The sequence below is a fragment of the Rhodococcus sp. 06-418-5 genome (assembly GCF_002258285.1).
Lineage (GTDB): Bacteria > Actinomycetota > Actinomycetes > Mycobacteriales > Mycobacteriaceae > Rhodococcoides.
Genome location: NZ_NOYE01000025.1, coordinates 316,999 through 335,880 on the forward strand (window position 1 = coordinate 316,999; position 18,882 = coordinate 335,880).

The 18,882-nt window shown below is 64.0% G+C and carries 18 protein-coding genes; 2 read left to right on the forward strand and 16 right to left on the reverse strand.

The genetic code is table 11. From position 1 onward, the window contains the following. Nucleotides 1–699: 699 nt before the first annotated feature. From CH274_RS29925 to CH274_RS20215, 8 genes are all read right to left on the reverse strand, one after another. A complete protein-coding gene (locus CH274_RS29925) occupies nucleotides 700–1,572 on the reverse strand; it encodes a VOC family protein (protein WP_094658667.1) in 873 nt (290 codons plus the stop codon). A gap of 528 nt (nucleotides 1,573–2,100) precedes the next feature. After that, entirely contained in the window at nucleotides 2,101–2,532 is a 432-nt protein-coding gene (locus CH274_RS20180; protein ID WP_094658669.1) for a hypothetical protein, read from the reverse strand. After that, on the reverse strand, nucleotides 2,529–3,356 hold the full coding sequence (locus tag CH274_RS29930) for a VOC family protein (protein WP_306436610.1): 828 nt from the start codon (nucleotides 3,354–3,356) through the stop codon (nucleotides 2,529–2,531). The genes CH274_RS20180 and CH274_RS29930 overlap by 4 nt, the downstream gene beginning before the upstream one ends. A gap of 246 nt (nucleotides 3,357–3,602) precedes the next feature. Next, nucleotides 3,603–4,214 (reverse strand): hypothetical protein, encoded by a 612-nt coding sequence (locus CH274_RS20190; RefSeq protein ID WP_094658671.1) that lies wholly within the window; start codon nucleotides 4,212–4,214, stop codon nucleotides 3,603–3,605. A 139-nt stretch (nucleotides 4,215–4,353) separates the two neighbouring features. Next, nucleotides 4,354–5,535 (reverse strand): lipase family protein, encoded by a 1,182-nt coding sequence (locus CH274_RS20195; RefSeq protein WP_094658797.1) that lies wholly within the window; start codon nucleotides 5,533–5,535, stop codon nucleotides 4,354–4,356. Between the two features lie 462 nt (nucleotides 5,536–5,997). After that, nucleotides 5,998–7,182 (reverse strand): PrsW family intramembrane metalloprotease, encoded by a 1,185-nt coding sequence (locus CH274_RS20200; protein WP_094658673.1) that lies wholly within the window; start codon nucleotides 7,180–7,182, stop codon nucleotides 5,998–6,000. Beyond that, a complete protein-coding gene (locus tag CH274_RS20205; protein WP_052049387.1) occupies nucleotides 7,179–7,751 on the reverse strand; it encodes a hypothetical protein in 573 nt (190 codons plus the stop codon). The genes CH274_RS20200 and CH274_RS20205 overlap by 4 nt, the downstream gene beginning before the upstream one ends. 579 nt (nucleotides 7,752–8,330) lie before the next feature. Further along, nucleotides 8,331–8,609 carry a hypothetical protein gene (locus CH274_RS20215; RefSeq protein ID WP_032394877.1) on the reverse strand — a complete coding sequence of 93 codons (279 nt, stop codon included), beginning with the start codon at nucleotides 8,607–8,609 and terminating at the stop codon, nucleotides 8,331–8,333. A 161-nt stretch (nucleotides 8,610–8,770) separates the two neighbouring features. Between CH274_RS20215 and uvrA the strand changes: the two genes are divergently transcribed. After that, nucleotides 8,771–11,221, forward strand: coding sequence for an excinuclease ABC subunit UvrA (gene uvrA / locus CH274_RS20220; protein ID WP_094658676.1), 2,451 nt, complete (start codon nucleotides 8,771–8,773; stop codon nucleotides 11,219–11,221). 166 nt (nucleotides 11,222–11,387) lie between these two features. After that, nucleotides 11,388–11,552, forward strand: a complete 165-nt coding sequence (locus CH274_RS29350) for a hypothetical protein (protein WP_155290795.1) — start codon at nucleotides 11,388–11,390, stop codon at nucleotides 11,550–11,552. Nucleotides 11,553–12,026: 474 nt separating this feature from the next. Here the strand turns inward: CH274_RS29350 and CH274_RS20230 are convergent, their stop codons facing one another. The 8 genes from CH274_RS20230 to CH274_RS20265 all read right to left on the reverse strand — a co-directional run bounded on the left by CH274_RS20230 (nucleotide 12,027) and on the right by CH274_RS20265 (nucleotide 18,680). Continuing rightward, on the reverse strand, nucleotides 12,027–12,500 hold the full coding sequence (locus CH274_RS20230; protein ID WP_032394849.1) for an SPW repeat protein: 474 nt from the start codon (nucleotides 12,498–12,500) through the stop codon (nucleotides 12,027–12,029). A gap of 114 nt (nucleotides 12,501–12,614) precedes the next feature. After that, entirely contained in the window at nucleotides 12,615–13,085 is a 471-nt protein-coding gene (locus CH274_RS20235) for an Hsp20/alpha crystallin family protein (protein WP_045196189.1), read from the reverse strand. Nucleotides 13,086–13,342: 257 nt separating this feature from the next. Continuing rightward, complete coding sequence (locus CH274_RS20240) at nucleotides 13,343–14,269, reverse strand: universal stress protein (RefSeq protein ID WP_143546620.1); 927 nt, start codon at nucleotides 14,267–14,269, stop codon at nucleotides 13,343–13,345. 188 nt (nucleotides 14,270–14,457) lie between these two features. Then, nucleotides 14,458–15,774 carry an MFS transporter gene (locus CH274_RS20245; protein WP_094658682.1) on the reverse strand — a complete coding sequence of 439 codons (1,317 nt, stop codon included), beginning with the start codon at nucleotides 15,772–15,774 and terminating at the stop codon, nucleotides 14,458–14,460. Between the two features lie 21 nt (nucleotides 15,775–15,795). Next, nucleotides 15,796–17,025 (reverse strand): alpha/beta hydrolase, encoded by a 1,230-nt coding sequence (locus CH274_RS20250; RefSeq protein WP_094658684.1) that lies wholly within the window; start codon nucleotides 17,023–17,025, stop codon nucleotides 15,796–15,798. Further along, a complete protein-coding gene (locus CH274_RS20255; protein ID WP_032394846.1) occupies nucleotides 17,022–17,267 on the reverse strand; it encodes a hypothetical protein in 246 nt (81 codons plus the stop codon). The genes CH274_RS20250 and CH274_RS20255 overlap by 4 nt, the downstream gene beginning before the upstream one ends. Further along, nucleotides 17,264–17,899 carry a VOC family protein gene (locus CH274_RS20260; RefSeq protein WP_032394845.1) on the reverse strand — a complete coding sequence of 212 codons (636 nt, stop codon included), beginning with the start codon at nucleotides 17,897–17,899 and terminating at the stop codon, nucleotides 17,264–17,266. The genes CH274_RS20255 and CH274_RS20260 overlap by 4 nt, the downstream gene beginning before the upstream one ends. A gap of 28 nt (nucleotides 17,900–17,927) precedes the next feature. Beyond that, nucleotides 17,928–18,680, reverse strand: coding sequence for a maleate cis-trans isomerase family protein (locus CH274_RS20265; protein WP_094658686.1), 753 nt, complete (start codon nucleotides 18,678–18,680; stop codon nucleotides 17,928–17,930). Between the last annotated feature and the right edge of the window lie 202 nt (nucleotides 18,681–18,882).

The following is an 18,882-nucleotide window of genomic DNA, read 5'->3' on the forward strand; positions in this document are numbered from 1 at the left end:
CCTGAACCGCCAGAGGAACTTCAGGCGGTCCGCGGCTCGGCCGGGTAGCGAAACCCGGCCGTACAAGGGCAGCTACGACTCTTGCCCTTTCGACGCCGAAGTGCGCAGATGCGAAGTTGTCGCGGTGTAGCCCGCAGTTGCACGGTCGTACTGGCTCGGGGGCGATTTGGGTTCGTAACGAATGAGCCCCGTTGTCACGAGTCCGCACGGAGCGTCGATCTCCAGGACGCTTTGTGTCCACCCGATACCGAGGGTGTCCGATACTGATCACGACTGTCCGGTGCCGACGGGTCGGCGGCAGTTCGGTGTTACGAGAGTGTCACAAGTCGGTACGTTCGTGCATGGACGGGTTCGGACGTTGATGTACGAAAAGCGTTGCAAATAAACAACTATCGAGTCCAGTGTAGCTCAGGTGAATCCACTTCCAGGGATTGAAATCCGCACAGTGTCGGTTCGAGTCCGACTGGGGGCACGTTGGTCCATAGGGACCCGAAGACTTCGTCCAAGTAACGAGTTTCGGTGGATGCCGTGAACAGTGGCAGTCCTCAATGGACTTGTGAGGCATCGGATCTGGATTCCGCTTGTGGTTCCAACTGAATCAGTCGCGATTTGGTGCGTGTGTGCAGTCTAAGCACGATGCCGTCCGCTCGGCAGCGACTGCGTTACACGGGTCGAACGAGCCCACCGAGGCTTCCGAATTTACGAAATGTGACTGGCCACGTTGATGACGCGACCCGCAGGGTCGCGTACGAAGAACCGGCGTATGCCCCACACTTCGTCACGTATCTCCCTCACGATCTCGAACCCTTCCGTTTTGGCTCGAGAGTAGGCCGCGTCCGCATCGCCGACCTCCATCGAAATGTCGACTGCTGTGATTTCGGGATCCACAGCAGTCGGACTATGCCATGCGACGATCAATTGTGTGGTTGGCGTGCTTATCGACGCGAACATGAGCATGCCGTCTTGGTCCATCGCGACGCGAAAACCGAGAAACTCCTCATAGAACTCGCGCGCGGCGGCCGGGTCGTCTGTCACGATCACGGCCATTGCCCTGCGAATCTCTATGGTTACAGTCCCCGGTGCGGACGGTCGCCGCGTGGTGTCGTGCCGCCGGGCTGCCTCGCGGACCTCGGTGATGGCGGTGCGAATCATGACGCCGTATGCGTCGTCGGTCAGTGCGTCGGCGTGTTGTTCTGCCAGGTGAAGGTGCTCGGCCGCGATGTCGAATGCACCACTGCGCCGTAGGTTGTCGGCGATGTTCAGGTGCAGGCTCGGGTAGAAGTCCGCGACACTCAGCGACGAGTGGTGACGGCGGGCGCGTTCGTCGGAGAGTGTGTCGGCGGCGTCGAGGGCCCTGGTGTCCCAGATCAGCGCTTCGGCCGGGTTCTCGTGGAGGTCGGCCAGGTAGTGAGCGAGGGTGCAGCGGTGAAACGGGTCGCCGGCGGCACCGATTTGTTGCCAGAGGGCCAGTAGTTCGCGGCGGGCCGTGTCGGTGTCACCGCTGCGGCCGAGCGTGACCGCCTGGCTGATGGCATCCATGGTCGGGTCGGATGCGGTGGGGGTGTCGGTCATCGGTGTAGCTCCTTACGGATCTGAGTTTCGTGCGAACGGCGGTTTCTATCGTCCGGCTTCGACCTGGTTCAAGGTCAACTTCGGGGGAGTGCCGTGTGCGGGTTCGAGTGTGTTTCGACCGTCGTCAGAACGGGCGGGCGGGCGCAGCGATGAGGCGTCAGCGCCCGATACAACGGCTCAGCCAGGGGTGGGCTTCGCAATCCACCTCGCGTACAACGGCAGTACGAAGATTCGGCTGCTGTCCAGCGGCGACGTCATCGGCAGCCCCGAAGATACGCTCGACACCGCGTGCGGGCTCTTCCTCGTCACCCCGACAGCCAGTCAGCTACCCCCTGGACGAAATAACGGCTCAGAACACCAAGTCAGGGCTCATGAATTGAGGTTACGAGGACTGGGAGCACCTGCGAGGGGGCCGGGTCGGGGTTTCGGAGAACAAGTCGAGTGTGCCCACTCGCTGAGCATCGGGCACCGAAGCAGGCCAAGTACCCGATCATCGGATCGTCGAGACGCGGTCAGTCGCTCTCGCTCTCAATCGATCCTGTCGAATCGCATCGACATCCATGTTCTCCAGGTGTCACCGTCGGACCGTTCCCATCGAGTTGTCATGTGGCGGGTCCCGGCTCGGAAGTGGAACCAACTGCGAGTACCGTTGCCCTCCAGAAGGAGAAGGTCGTTGTCGTGCAACGTCAGTCGCATGACCCCGGGTTCGGAGGCTTCGTCGAATGCATACATACGCCAGCCCCCGTCGGGGTGTGCCCCGCCGATCAGTTCGTGCGCGAGGGTGCGGTGGCCACCGATCGTGACGTCGACGTCGTGCGAAATCCACTGTCCACCCGGCAGCGCGGTGTAGGAATCCGTACCCTTTATCTCACTTTCGGGATTACCGTGTCGATCCGCGACGGTGCCCGATGTCCGCCACCGGCCCAGAATGGGATCCAAAGTGGCGAGTGAAACGCTCATTTGCCGGTGTGGATCGCTGCGTCCAATGACGCCAGCGAATCGTCGAGGAAGCTCATCGGGACCGCCGGCATCCCGCCGATCTCCTCTCGCATTGCTGCGGAGGTGTCGCTCCAATCGTAGGTGAGGGTCACCCGAGTTCCGTCGTCGTGCGGTGCCAGGTCGTAACGCCACCACCATCCGCCTGCGTCGAGTTCGCCGTCGCTTCTCACCAAACACGGTAGCCACGCGATGATGCGGTCTTGCTCGAACGCTGTGACGAGGTTGTGCATCACGTAGTGTCCACCCGCCGCGTCCAGAAACATGTTGACCGCGAACGTGTGGCCCGGACCGGTGATCGGGGATGGGTCGACAGCGCCGCGGACCCAGTCGGTCGGTTCGGTGTGTTGGTGATTGTCGGGGTTGGTCAAGAACGCGAAGATGTCCGACGCTGCCGCGTCGATAGTGCGGTTGCTGGTGAATCGCTCGATCGGGGACTTTGTGTCGGTCAGTGATTGGGACAGGATCACGTTGTTGCCGGCAGGGTCGGTGATCACGGCGAGCTTGAACTGCCCCGAGGGCACTGTGAATGCCTCGGCGTCGATGCCGCGAGAGCCGATGTCGAGCAGTGCGGCGTCCAGATCGGGTACTCCCAGGACGACATCGTGCCCGCCGGCCCGTGTGGGGTCGTGGTAGATCTGCATTCCGCGCCCGTCGCCGAGGTCCCATTCGGTGTCGGGGTCCATCGGTCGTCGGTCGAAGGTGCGGCCGAACAGCTTCGTGTACCAGTCGATAGCGGTGTTGTGATCGTCGACGAACAACACCGGCAGAGTATGGATTATCTGCATACCAAATCCTTCGCATCGGTGGATATAGAACGTTGCTATGGGTTCTGACCGAACGAAGTCCGAAAATTCACCGTGCAGGTAGAACGGGGGCTGCCTGGAACGGGAGAGAAGTTTGTGGACGCAGTGGTACTGCGGCGCTGGCCGCTCAACGCAATGCGTCGGACGGCTTCTTGGTGGGGCGGGGGGACATTCGAGGGTTCCGGTCACCGAATCAGGCGTGCACCTCGTCGATCATCGCGCTGAGCATCACTGCGAGCTCTGGGACGCGATCACTGCAGAGTGAGGGTCGAGCCGTGCATAGTTCAACGTCCGCGAATCAAGGGTCAACTCGCCCTGAACAGGAACCTGGTCGGCTCGACCTGGTCTCGGGTCGGAAATGCGTAAGCGGGTGGGACGCAGCTCCCAGGCCTGGAAGGGTGGGCCACCGGACGTCGGTGCCGCGTACGGTGCGTCGAGTTCGTCCCCTCGAACCTCGGTCGGCCAGCCGAAGACGTCGAGCATGGCTACCGAGGCACGGTGCACGTCCTCCGCCGTTGTGAGGCGCTCGGCAACACCGTCGACGACGAGATGCACCTCGCCGAGGTCGATGGCCAGCGAGACCCCGTTGTCGTTCTGCAGATGGGCAGTTTTCGACGCCGATGCTTTGGTGGCGAAGAAGAACGACGTCTCGCCCCACGCCGCGAACACCGGCCGGGTGTGGACACCGCCTCGACGACCACGGACGTTGAGCCAACTCGTCGTCTCTCCGGATCGCAGTGTCGCTGCAATGTCCGACCAGTTTGCGGCTCCGTCGCTTTCCTTCTCGCTGGTGGTGCCGCGGCCGGTGCGGGCAATGATCTTCGTTTCGATGTTGTCCATACTCGGTGAGACCTCGGGTGGGCACCGAACTCATCGCGGCTGCCCAACTCGAGTATGAAAGGCGGCAGCCCAACTCGTCGACTGCAGTTCTCAGTCGCGACCGAACCGACCTATCACGCCGAACTCGGCGGGCGGCAAGTTAACCCGAACCGTTAACCGCGAATTGTTCTGCGGTCCAACGTAACACGAATGGTAGCCCGGTCATGGCGCCGATGAAGTGGTCGCCTGCCACGGGCTCGTAGTGCACGTTGGCACCCTTGCTACGCCACTGCTCGATCAGGGCAGTCACGCCGGCCTCGGGGATGAAGCGATCGCCGATCCACTTGCTCGCGGAACCGTGGAAGAACGCGACCGGTGCCGACGGCGCGTCCGTGCCCGGACGGTTCGCGGCGATCACCCGCCGGGCGATGTCGGAGTCGAACGGGTCGGGCTCGGACGCCAAGTCCTCGATTCGCATTCGTGCCAGCCCGCCCAAGGCCAGGGGGAGGACGGACATGTCCTTGACCCAGGACGCCAACAGCAGCGCCTTCGGGCCGAACAGTTCCACCATCTCGGGGTGCTCACGCGCGAGACCCATGGTCGCCGCACCCAGCAGCCCGGCCGCGATGGTGCCGTTCATGGTGTCCAGCAGCATCGAGAAGTCGGTGGGCGTTCCACCGGCGACGGCACCGACCAACCTCACGTCGGGCGCGTACCTCGGCTGCAGCTGCGCCGTCCACGTGGTGGCGATCGCGCCGCCGCTGTAGCCGTAGGCCACTACTGGGCTGTCGGCGAGCTCCGGGGCGACGACTGTCATCCCGCGTAGCGAGTCCAGGACGGTATGCCCGGCCATCGTGCCTTCGGAGTACGACATCCGCGGGCCTTGGTGATCGGCGACGAGGACGGCGTATCCGCGGGCGAGCCAGAGCGGCATGACAGGTGGGAGGTCGGCACCGACGCCGTGTACGAGCCGGTACGACGGCGTGCTCTTGGCTCCGAGGGAATCGATGGCCACGTTGTGGGCGACGACGGGCCGCGGTCCGCGCCTAGTCCACGGCCGTTTCGGGATCAGCAGCGAGGCGGTGACGCCGGCGGGGAGACCCCGTGCGTCGGTCGATCGCACCATGAACTGATGCAGGGCGGTTCGCGGCCGGGGCACCAGACCGCGGGTCGTGCGCTGCCGGATCACCGCGCCGGGTGCTAGGTCCTCGATGCCGGGAGGGGTGAGGAAGAAGGCGTCGTTGTCGATCGGGGTCGGAAGGATCGCGGCATGGGGATCGTCCGGAGGCTCCAAGGGCAGTCGTCGAGTCAGTACGCGATCGAGCACACCGAACACAGTCATGATCCCCCGACATTCTTCTCCAGCCGCACCCATCCCCGCGGTCACCGTACAGTGCGCGGCGGTCGGTGAACGCAATATTGGATTAGTCCGACAACAGGTGTCAGTGCCGGGCGCTCAGAAGCTCGGCACCGAGCTCCCCGGCCGACAGCATCGGCAGCATGTGGTGACTGCAGCCGGTCAGGACGACTTTGTGCGCGTTCGGGAGAACCTTCCCGACAGCGTCGGCAGCACGAGAACTGTTGTGCACCTTGCTCTCGCAGGCCTAGACGACAGTGACGCGCGCGGACAGCGTCGACCATCGATCTGAATTGGAGTGCCGTGGATCCACCGGGCTTCGCCATCACGGCGACGGCGGCAGCACTGGTGTTGCTCGGGATGGCCCGGGCGCGGGCAAGTCGGGGCGGACCTCCAGGCCCGTAGGCACTGTGACGACCTGCAGGCCGTGCTTTCGGTCGGCGGTGGTCAGCCGGCCTTGACGCGCAACCGCTCGACTTCCGAGCGAGAGTGGCGCACGGCCTCGGTGTCCGATCCCTTGTCATGGGCCAAGTCATGCGCGAGGTCGAGAATTGCCCGACGTAGGTGCTTGCGTGCTCGACGGGACTTGTGGTGGGGCGCGGACTTGATGAACGCCTTGCGTGCTTTCTTGTCCAGGATGCCGTCGACCTCGGCGTCGGTCACGGTTCCTGCTTCGACTTCGGGGGCGAGGATGTCGCGAACGAACTGGTACTCGCGCGGTGCTGCTCGCCGGAACGCGATCGTCAAGACGGTGAACCCGAGCACGATGGAGCCGAGCATGACGGGGAAGGTCAGGATGCCGCCTCGGCCGAGACCGCCGGCGTCGTCCCAGGTGAAGTGCAGAAACATTCCGACCAAGACGAATGCCACACCGCGTCCGATCCGGCGTGGCTGGGCCGCTGTGCCGAGGATGTAGATGACACCGGTGCAGACGAGGGCGCTGAACAGCGGGTGGGAAACGAAGCTGACCGCTATGCGCGTGAACGACATCTGCACGGCGTGGTCGACCGGATCGGTACCGAAGGCCTGAGCTGTGGAGTTGGCGGCGTAGAGGAAGTCCTCGAAGATCGCGAATCCGAGCCCGATGAACGCGCCGACTATCAGACCGTCGTTCGCGGTCCGAATCAACCGCGGCGCAAGGCTCATGAGGAGTATGAATCCGCACAGCTTCGCGGCCTCTTCGGTGATCGGTGCGGTGGCTCCGGCTGCCCAGTTGGCACTCCACACTTGACCGAAAAGCTTGTTGTAAATGCTGATCATTGCGTTGTTCGCGGTGAGGGCGAATGCAAAGGTGGCCGGAATTGCGCCCCACAGGAGCGCGGCGAGGATGAGTCGGCCCGGTTGGCGTTCCCATCGGTCGATATGACGGAACCAAGCGAACCACGCCAGCCCGCACAATCCGCACAGCACTGCCGAGATCGCGAAGGCGTCGGCGTACAACCCGGTTTTGGGTGCGAAGTACGCCCACACCTGGAACGCGCCGATGACGGTCAGCACGACGAACACCCAGAAACACAGATTGTGGGGTTGCACGAAGTGGAAGCGTTCACCCCAGCCGGAGATCTCCATTGCTCTGGCCTGCCGTTGGCGGGCCTCGGAGCTGTGTGTGGTGTCGGTGCCGGTCTCGCTCATGAGTTGTTCCTGTCGACGGTCCGGATGCTGGCGATCATGGTCTGGATGTTGTCGACGGCCGCGGTCATCTGAGCGGGAGGCCCGTAGGCGGTGATCTTCAGCCCCCTGCCGGCGATGACGAATGCTGCGACCACACCGTCCCCGGTCACGCTGCTGTATGGCTGTGCGACACCGCTCTCGCCTGACGTCGTGGTGAGAGTGGTCCTGTCGCCGTCGACTCTGAAGGTCGGGTCGTCGGTGCGGGAGGTGACTTTCTCCACTTGGTCCAGCAATTCATCCGGTGTGCCCTCGAACGTGTCCGACGAGACCTGGAAGGTGACGCCCTTCCCGGCGACGGTGGCGTCACCGGAACGACGGCTTTCGTCGTCGACACGAAAGCCGGCCTCGACATCCCAGCCGGTGGTCGGTGTGAAGACGATGGAGTCCGTCAGCGCGAGTTGCTCACCGGCGAGAACCGGGTCGTCCCAGCCGATGGCCGCGTCGACACGGGGAAGGATCACGGTCAAGACGACGAAGATCGCGACGACGAAGAGTGCCGGTGGAAACGTGCGACGGTCGAGACCGAGCACACGGTGCTCCGCCGGGACCCGATGTCGTTGTCTCGCAGCAAGAATTTGTGTCACAGTTACTCCTCGGCCCTCGGTGTCGATCACGGCGTGACGCGTACCTCGGGGGCGGAGCAATTCGAAAACAGTTCGACGAGCAAAGCAAGGCCGTAGAGGTGCGATGGCTTGTTTCGGTTGCGCGGCATCCTGATAAGCCCAACACGTATTACTTCTGGGTCGATGATATTCGGAGTCGGCCTGTCTTCTTGCCGTTAATCAGCTAAAAAGACCGAAACCGGATTCTCCGCGATCGAACCGGAAGATTGCTCGATCACGGCGCGAGTTCGGGATGGGGCGTCGGCATTGTCTCTTGCACAGCTGTTCCGGGACCGTCGGATCCGAAATTCGTTGCGCGGTTGTGGAGTCCGGCGGCACAGGGCACCGAAATCACATCGATGGTGACGAATGTCGATGCGGTTCGTCGATGGACGCTCCAGTGCGTCGACTCTTCGGTCCGGCGTGATCGGCACGCTGATATGAGGTCGGTGGCCAGGCCGGCAAGCAACGAATCTGTTCGTGGCACTACTCGCCTTCCGTCACCGTTCACACGACGGTGGCAGCGTATGCTACGAACACCACGAACATGGCCGCGCCGCCGAGAGCTGCGCCGATCATTGCCTCGCGGCCGTTGGTCGCCATGCCCTTCTCGTCCCGGCTCACCCCGACCCACCCGCACACCACGGCGGCGACACCTGTTGGGACAGCGACGAAGTCGCCGATGAAAGGTACGAACGCACAGACCAGGGCCACGATGCCCAGGATCATCGCGGCACTGCCGGCACCGTTGCGAAACAGCGGCCGTGTGCTGTATTCCTCGGCCATGCCGCCTCCCTCTGTGCGGTCTTCGTATTCGTCGCGTACGGCGCGACGAGTAGACCTACCGAAAAGATACCCTCGATATGCGCTGAGGCACGATGGCACCGATGCACTGCATCTCGTCGCTTCTGTGCTCTCGGGCCGAGCGAGCCAGCTAGGCTCGTTCGGTGACGGACTCAACGTGGGACGGGTACGTCCGTGTGCGCGGCGCTACCGAGCACAACCTGGCAGCTGTCGATGTCGACATACCCCGCAATGCCTTCGTCGCGTTCACGGGGGTGTCGGGGTCAGGAAAGTCGTCACTGGCCTTCAGCACCCTGTACGCCGAAGCACAGCGACGCTACTTCGAGTCGGTTGCCCCCTACGCCCGCCGCCTGCTTCAGCAAGTGGGCGCACCTCATGTCGCGTCCATCACCGGCCTTCCCCCGGCCGTTGCACTGCAGCAACGCCGGGGGTCGCCCAGCTCGCGCTCCAGCGTCGGCACCATCACCACGATGTCGAACCTGCTGCGCATGCTCTACTCCCGGGCCGGTACCTATCCCGACGGTGCGCCCATGCTCCCGGCGGAAGCGTTCTCACCCAACACGGTCGCCGGTGCCTGCCCGCGATGCGGCGGTTTGGGCGAGTTCCATGATGTGACAACGCAATTGCTGGTTCCCGACCCGTCGCTGAGTATTCGGGAGGGCGCGATCGCGGCGTGGCCGGGTGCCTGGCAGGGGGCGAACCTGCGCAGCATCGTCGCCGGCATGGGGATCGACATCGACGTGCCGTGGCGCACGCTGAAGAAGAAGGACCGGGAGTGGCTCCTGTTCACCGACGAGCACCCCAAGGTGTGGATCGAACCGGAAGAGGGACGAGTCGACCACAGTTACGAAGGCAAGTTCTGGAGCGCCCGCAGCCATGTCATGCACGTTCTGACCGACTCGAACAGCGAGCGCATGCGAGAACGCGCTCTGCAATTCACCGAGACCGTTCGCTGCCCGATGTGCTCCGGCAGCGGACTGCGCGCCGACGCGCTGGCCGTCACCATTGCCGGCCGGTCGATCGCCGAGATCAATGCGCTCTCGCTGACAGAACTTGCCGCATTACTGCGCCCCATTGCCGAACAGTCGGGGGAGACCGCGGAGGTGGCGGTGCGCATCACCGCAGATCTGTTGGCCAGGATCGACGTGTTGCTCGATTTGGGCTTGGGATATCTGGCGCTCGGGCGTAGCTCGACGACTCTGTCGCCCGGCGAGACGCAGCGGTTGCGAATTGCCACTCAGCTCCGGTCGGGTCTGTTCGGGGTGGTGTACGTGTTGGACGAACCGTCCGCCGGACTGCATCCCGCGGATGCCGAGCCGCTGCTCGACGTCCTGGACCAGCTGAAGGCGTCGGGAAACACCTTGTTCGTGGTCGAACACGACATGGACGTGGTCCGGCGCGCCGACTGGGTGGTCGATATCGGACCCGCGGCCGGCGAGGGCGGTGGACGGGTGCTGTACAGCGGCCCCGTCGCAGGCTTGGAGGAGATCGAGGAGTCGGTCACCAGCAGGCACCTCTTCGGCCGAGCGGAATCCGTGCAGCGGCAGGCGCGCCCCACCCAGGGCTGGCTCACTCTGGCCGGGGTCACCCGGCACAATCTGCGGGAGTTGACGGCAGAGTTCCCACGCGGGGTCCTGACGGCGGTGACGGGTGTGTCGGGCTCCGGTAAGTCGACACTGGTCAGCCAGGTCCTGTTCGAGGTGGCGCGCCACCGACTCGAGACCGCGACAGACGACGATGACGCACAGATCGAGGTCGACGTGGCCGAGACCTCCGGAATCGAGTCGTTCACCCGCCTGGTCCGGGTGGATCAACGACCCATCGGCCGAACCCCCCGATCGACTCTGGCCACCTACGTCGGAATGTTCGACGTCGTTCGCAAACTGTTCGCCGCCACCGACGAGGCCAAGGCCCGCGGATGGGCACCCGGACGGTTCTCCTTCAACGTCGCGGACGGACGATGCCCCACGTGCCAGGGCGACGGTTTCGTCGAAGTGGAGCTGCTGTTCCTCCCCGGCACCTATGGCCCCTGCCCCACCTGCCACGGTGACCGGTACAACCCGGAAACTCTCGAAATAACCTGGCGCGACAAGACAATTGCCGAGGTACTGCACATGTCGGTGGACGAGGCAGCGATGTTCTTCGCCGATATCGCGGGAGTGTCCCGCAGTCTGGAGACGTTGCACGACATCGGGCTCGGCTACCTTCGACTCGGTCAACCCGCCACCGAGCTGAGCGGCGGCGAGGCGCAGCGCATCAAGATCGCGACCGAATTGCAGCGCACCCGTCGCGGTACTGCCCTCTATCTACTGGACGAACCGACCGCAGGGCTCCATCCCGCCGACGTCGCCCTGCTCATGCGCCAGCTGCACTTGCTTGTCGATGCAGGCAACACCGTGGTGATGGTGGAACACGACCTGGATGCCATAGCCTCCGCCGACTGGGTCATCGATCTCGGTCCCGGCGGCGGCGACAATGGGGGCACTGTCGTTGCTACCGGAACGCCCGCCGAAGTCGCGTCGTCCCCGGACAGCATCACGGGACCGTATCTGGCCCGACGGCTCCAGTCCGGGACTGTCGCCGCGTCGCGTTGAGCCCGAGCAGCAGCCTCACCGCTGAGTCTCGGGGCGTGGTTTGTCTATGCGTTGTACCACGGGCGAGTCGAGCCCATGAATGGTCTTTGTGCTCTCTACAAACCGCAGTGTGGATGCCATCGTGGTTTGTCACAGTGAGACGCAGAATCGACCGTGGGGGAATGCCATGGAACCGCCGCCTTCGCTCGTCAAGTTGGTCGTGGTCTCCGGACTGTTCGTGACCTGCCTGTTCGTGGGCGCGCCGCTGCTGTTGATCGTCGCTTTCGGACTGTTGGCGGCCGCACAGTGTGTGCTGGTTCTGACCGATGTCGGTTCGGGATGGCAACAGTGAGCGGGCGACTCGGGCCGGTCTGACACCGCAGCGGGTGGGACGGTCCATGCCCGGACCTCCGCGAATGGGGACTTTGTGCTCTTTTTCCTCCTGCCGGCCCGGACCATCCTGTGGATACACCAGTCTTCGCCGCCCGATCTTTCGACGGAGGTGCCCGATGCACAACTCTGGATCGTTCGATTCTGTGCGAGCCGATCCCGTACCGGACGTCGTCTGGCGCGACCCTAGTCCGCTCGAGCCGTGGTGGGAGAGCGTCATCGGTCCCGCGCGGTCCCGTCGGCCGACACCACCCGCGCAGGAAGCCGATGATCGCGATGGGTACGAATGTCGATTCGGTGCCTCCGCGCGCGGGACGGGGTAGCGTCGTTCGCTGCTATCGGTAGGCCCGGTGCCCTCCGGTGGCGTCGGTACACGGTCGATACACGACAGCGCCGAACCCGACAGGCTCGGCGTTCTCGTGTTCCGCGCGGACGGCTACCGTCCGCTGCGATGCATACCCGTGAAGCGTCCTGTGCCCATGGCCGTTGCAACTGCGCCGAGCCCGAGCACGACGATTCCGACCAGTACGTTGGACCAGATCATGCCGTTCGTGCGCTCGAGATCAGCGATGATCCACGGGGACACGATCAGCCAGATCCCCAGGAGCGGCACCACGAAGGACACCCCGTGGATTCGTCCGTACGCGGCTCCGAGTGCAAGCGCGAGGACTGCGATCGCAGAACCGGTGATCAGGTTGGTCATGGCGAACGCGGCACGGCCGTCGGCGGCTGTACTCGACAGCGGCGCGACACCGAGAATCCAGGCCGAGCTCGCCGCGTACAGACCGGCCAGCAGTAGCAGCCCATCTGTCACTTGTCCCACGGGCCTGTTGAACACCGCGTCGTAGCGATCGCGCAGTGCAGCGATGTCGGGATGTGCGTGCATGGACGCACTGGTCGTTGTGGACATTGTTCGAGTCCTTTCGAGTGAGTAGGTGAGTGTCGATGTTCAGGGGCCGCGGTGCTCGCCTGTAGGCCTCGGTTCACCCGACTACACGGTTCGGGCCGACGGGCGGCGGCACCCTCAGTTGGTTCCGACCCCGTTGGGTTGGACCCCGTTGCTCCTGACCTCGATGTGGCGGACAGGCGTGTCCGGCTCGGATCCGGCAAGTGTCACATCGACCGTCAGAATCCCGTTGTCGTAGGTGGCTTCGATTGCGTCGTCCTTCGCTCCGGCAGGGAGATCGATCGTGCGGTGGAAGCTGCCGTAGCGGAACTCCGATCGCGTGCCCTCCGTCTTCTGCTCTGCACGTTCGGCTTTGATGAAGAGCTTGCCGTCGTGCACGCTGATGTCCACGTCCCGTTCCGGATCGATACCGGGCAGCTCCGCCCGGAGCACGTATCGATCGTCCTCCAGGGTTTCTTCGACCCGAATCATGTGACCTTCCAGCGCACTCCACGGCGGCATGGCCTCGAATCGTGCCATCAGGTCCGACCAGTCCGGTAGCGCCGGCCACGACGGAATCAGTGGCGTGCGGTTGGCGAGAACGGTCATCGTACATCCTCCTCGTGTTCGTGAATGTGTACTCGATCGACCCGTCGGGCCGACCCACTGACAACTACAACACCGTGACGAACTGCCGGGTAGAGCCCAAAGTCACTGACCGACAAAGCGAAAGACGAACGGGAACGGATCGCGCCCACCTCGGGACTTCGAAGAGCGAGCAGTTGCGATTGGGCCCCGAGTTCGCCGCCTTCTCGGCTGCACCGGTTTCACGAGCGAAGGATGCGCCCAGGTGAGTCGGGATGCCGTTATCCAGGTTGTCCGGCGTTCGCAGGCACGAAGACGACCGGGACTTCGGCGCGACGAAGCACCGTACGGCTGGTCGATCCGACGAACAGCGGCGAGGTCGCACCGCGGCTGCATGCACCCACCACGACGAGCTGTGTATCGAACGCGTTCTCGAGCAGCGCGTGTGACGGGCGGTCGTGTGCCGCATGAGTCGTGACCACGACGTCGGGGTACTTCTCGGACCACGAGGCAACGAGGCGCTCGATCCAACGCTTCGGGGCAGAACTCCGACGAATGCGTGGACCGAGATCGATGTGTCGGACGAACCCGGCGCGTGGTTCGGTGGCCTCGTACGCGTGCACCGCGTGCAGCGGGACCCCGAGTCGTGAAGCCTGGTCGAAAGCGACGGCGAGGACTGCGTCGTCCTTCGGGGAACCGTTCACACCCACCACCACAGCTGCGGCAGCGTCGGGCACGGTCGTTGCTCGGGTGAATCCGTGCGGAACGACAACAACGGGGCACCGGGCGTGAGTGACGACATCGGTACTGACCGAACCGTGTACTGCGCGTGCGACGCTTCCCTTCCGACGCGACCCGAGGACGAGCATCCGGGCAGTGTCGGCGTACTCGTTCAGGACCTCGTCCGGTGGTCCGGGTTCGAGTACTGTCTCGACGTCTGCGTCGTCACCCAGAACGGACATTGCGACAACTCGCGCGGCGGCCAACGCGGACCGTGCGCGAGCACGAGCACCCGACGCGGTACCGCCGTGCGCATTCGCTGCTCCGGCTCGTGCGATGTCTCGATCCACGCCTGCACAGACGAGGAGCAGCGTGGTGTTTCGACCGACCGCGTCGGCGGCGGCCCATCCCAGAGCATTTCGCGACGATACAGAGCCGTCGATACCGACGACCGTCAGATTCCTTCGATTGTCGACAGAGCTGGTCATGCATCGATTCTCGGTGGTCGGATCGACCGGAAACAGGGCCTTCGGACCCTGTTCACACTGCAGAGGGCTCGAATTGGGCACGGGTCACGGCCGGCACCGAGGCGCTCGAAGGTCCAGGTGATCGAGAACAGAATGCTCTGGCAGACCGAGTTGTCCTCGGATGCAATCGGTTGGGTTGCTGCCGGAGTTCACGATCGTGGACGCGACCAATGGGACGACCTGGTGGCGGAGACGTCCGCTGCGGAAGTGTCACGGCGGCCCGCCGGAATCAGAATCGTCACCGCGGCTCCGATGATTGCGGGCAGGGCGAAAGCCAACAGCTGAGTGCTGGTACCTGCACCGGCGGCGACGAACAGTCCACCGTAGGTGGGGCCGACGATCGCGCCGAGTCGCCCCACCGCGAGTGCGACTCCCAATCCTGTTGTCCGGCAGGCCACGGGGTAGTAGCCACCGATGAAGGTGTTCAGCAGGATCTGCGTCCCGGTCGTACCCATTCCTGCGATCAGTACCAGAACGTACACGATGCCGATCGGGGGAGTGGTCGCGATCAAGGCCAACGATACTGCTGCACAGACGAATCCGAGGGTGGTCACCGGTTTGATGCCGTAACGATCGGCCAGGTGAGCACCGCCGAGAGCGCCTACTGCACCGCCCACATTGAGCACCAGCAAGAAGGACAGCGCGGCGCCGAGTGGGTATCCGGCCGACCTCATGACAGCGGGCAACCAGGTCGCGACACCGAACAACACGAGCAGGCACAGCAGGGTCATCACCCAGAAGGACAACGTCACTCGCGCACGGTTCGCGGTGAACAGCGCGCCGATTCCGCGATCCGTCGATGTCGGGTCGCCACCGGCACTCTCCGATGCTTCCTCGAGTCCGTAATGGGTCGAGATCCTCTGTGCTGCATCCGTCCTGCCCCGCGAGTTGAGGAACGCGGGTGATTCGGGAAGATGTCTGAGCATTGCCGGCAGAATCAACAACGCTGGGATCATCCCTGCTGCGAACATCGCTCGGAAGCCGAACGCCGGGACGAGCCACAGCGACAGGATCCCCGCCGCGATACCGCCGACACTGGTGCCCACGAATCCCATTGCGACCGTTCGTGCTCTCGTGTCCAGTCGGGAGAATTCGATCAGCATCGATGCAGCGGTCGGCATCAACACTCCTGCTCCGACGCCGACGACGAATCGCGCTGTTCCGAAGATCTCGGGTGAGGGTGCAATCGCACAGCATCCCATCGCGGCCGAGAACAACGCGACCGCGGCGATCAAGGCGCGTCGCCTACCCCAGCGGTCCGCGATGCTGCCCGCGGCGAGTGCCCCGGCGAGCATGCCGACTCCCACCACGGATCCGAGTACCCCGACGGTCGCCGGATCCAGATCCCACGGCTCGTACGCCAGGAGCGACGGAACCACCGTGCCGTACATCAGAAGGTCGTACCCTTCCAGCGTCAGCGCCGCCAGACAGAGTGCGACCACGGGAGAAAAAGTGTTACGTGACATGTGTTTCCGCTCGCAAGAGGGTCAGATGAAGTGGTCGGACAACCAGGCACCGATATCGGCGGCAGCCAGTGAAGCGCCGGTGCGTGCGCCCGTACGAATGGGTCCGCCGAAGTGGGTGCCCTCGATCGCCACACGAGACTTGTCGATCGAGCCCAGAGCCTCGACCATCCTCGACGCGTCCTCCGGGAAACACGCCTGATCGCCGGTCAGTTCGACGAACAACGACGGGACCGTCACCGACGGTGCGCACCGAACGAAGCCGGCGTTGGAGCTCAGACCGGACCACGTCGACAACCAGGCATCCGGCGTCGACAAGCGCGCGAAGCCGACGAGTCCGTAATTCGTCAGATCCGGCCGACGGCCGAACAACGAACCGTACGGTCGAGCGTTCGGACTGAGCGAGAGGTCGGTGAATCTCAGGTCCGCGTCGGTGCGATAGACGGTCAATATGCGCGGCGCCAACGCATCTCGACGGTCGGCAGGATCACCGCTTGTCTCGAAACGCCGTCGGGCCTCGGATGCTTCGGCGACCCGTGACCGCGCGAGCGCGTCCAGCCGAGCGACGCGCTCGTGCTGCGCGGCGCGATACCGATGAACGAAGTCCTCCGGATACGACGAACTTTCCGGTGCGTCGACGAATCCGTTGGCTGCATCGAAGGGATCGAGCGACGGGTCGATGGACATGGGGTCGGATTCGTCGACGACGGAAGGATCGATCAGTCGCAGCAGCAGCGCACCCTGTCCGGGGTGCGGAGCCATGAAGATCGCACCGTCCGGCACCGGCATCTCCGCCGACGCGAGATCGATCGGCCGACCGGACGGGGTGGCCGTCAGTCGATGCTCCGGCGCAAGACCGGCCTGCTCGTGGTAGAACGCGAACAGGGTGCCGCCACCGGAGTGTCCCAGCGTCACAACGTGATCGAACGACCGTGAACGCAGGAATACCTGCCCGGCGGCTGCGTCGAGCAATGCCTGCTCGTGTACCAGGGAGATGTCGTTGTTCACCGAACGCGTGCCCTGGGTCCAGACCGCGTATCCGCGGGCGAGGAGTTCGGGCACCAGTACGTGGTGCGTCAGATCCTGTCTCGGGTGCATCAACGCCACGACGACGTCGGCACCGGGAACCGTTCTCAACACTCCGCTGACCTTGGCGCCGTCTGCGGTGGTCAGCTCGTGGGTCGAGGTGACGGTGTTGCTCGGTGCCTCGGCGGCGTCGATGTAGCGACCGGCCCCGAGACGGGCCGCAGTCATGATCCCTCGACGCGCAGAGCGTCTTTGTCCCACTGTGTGATTCGAGAGTCGGACAGGCCCGAGACACTGCTGTACCAGACTGCGTGCCTGCATCCGGTCGCCCGACGATCGATCACGATGTCCCCGTCCGAGACTATGCGGAAGTACGGGCCGACATGGTCCACGCGCACGGCCGGATCGATGTCCGCAACCGACGCGATCGTCGTGTTCTCCGGAATGTCGAGGACGTACAACGTGGTCACGACACCCCCACCTCGTTCTCGGCCGACCAGTCGGCCGCACGCTCGACGATCAACTCGGCCTTGCGGGTCAACAGGTTCGCCATACTCGGGTCGGGTCCGCGAACGACGTCGATCAGGGCGTCGATCGTCAAATTCGCGTCGAGGTCCTCCTGCGGCGTGACCGGACGCATCGCGCGGGTGAGCTCGATCATGTAGCCGTTGGGATCGTGGGTGTAGATGGACTCGATCGTCTCGTGCTGGATCTGCATCTCCACGGGCCAGTCGCTGCCGTCGAGCCGTCGTCGATACTCCATCAGGTCTTCTTCGCTGTCGACGTGAATCGCCAGGTGACGCGAGCGGATGAAGAAGATCGGTACGTCGTCGGCGAAGCGTGAATACGCATCACCCTGTGGTCCACCGTCGAACGGCTCGAGACCGAAATAGTAGAAGAATGCGAGGCGATCATCGTTGCCGATGTCGAAGAAGAAGTGGATGAAGTCCGGATGCTTCTCCGGTCCCCACCCCGCTGCGCAGATGGAATGGACGACGGGGAACCCGAGCACGTCGCGGTAGAACTCGACCGTTGCTGCCGGATCGAACGTGGGATAGGCGACATGGTCGACGCCCCGAACCTTGTGCGGCAAGTCGGACATGGAGATTTCCTCTCTACGAAGTGACGATCTACGACGCGACGACGGCGTCCGCGCGGAGCAACGAGCCGGCATCCGGTAGATCGACGGACAGGTCGAGCGCACGGAGCAGGCTGTAGGCACCTGCCGTGGCGGCCGAGAGCACGGGAATCCCGAACTCGTCCTCGGCAGCCTGGACGAGAGGCAGGGACGGCATCTGTACACACGCGGAGATCACCAGTGCGTCGGCACCGGTGAGATCCAAAGATCTGGCCGCGTCCATGACTCGTTCGCCAGGGATGCAGCCGACTTCGGCGTTGTCGGAGACTTCGAGGGCACGCCAATCGAGTACGCGAATACCTTCGGCCTCGATGTACTCGACCACCTTCTCCGCGAGTGGTCGCATGTACGGCGTCACGAGAACGATGTTGCTCGCGTCCAGAGCGCGCAGGCCTTCCACGAGGGCTCCCGCGCTCGACCGGACGGCTGCATCGGATCCGCCCGTGGCGAGTTGCTCGGCCACCAACCCCTCGACGCGTTGGTGTTCCCCGGGCCCCGCGACCATCAGGGCGACGAGGCAGGCATAGAGAACGGCGTCGATCCCGGCATCACCCAATTCGAGGATGCACCGCTCTCGCTGGGCGTTCATCGCTCGCAGTTGCTCCGGTGACACGGCCTGCATGCGCATCCGCGAGGAGTGGAACGAGAACCGCGCCTGTCGATGTCGCGCCAACAGGGCCGGCATCTCCGTTTCCACGGTGACGTTGGAGCTCGGAACGACCAAGCCCACACGGTGAATACTCATGCACTGCCTTTCGGTATTTGACGTTGATGAAGAGTATTCGACGTTTGCGATGATTCGTCAAGTGGCGTCCACCAGCGGAAGTGAACGGCAGTATCGAGTCGGACGGAATCGAGAGAGGTGACAGCACTCACATTCATGCTTGACATGTCGTCGGTCACGTCGAATACTCGACGCAGACGTAAGCAGTGTTCGAGGGTGCCTC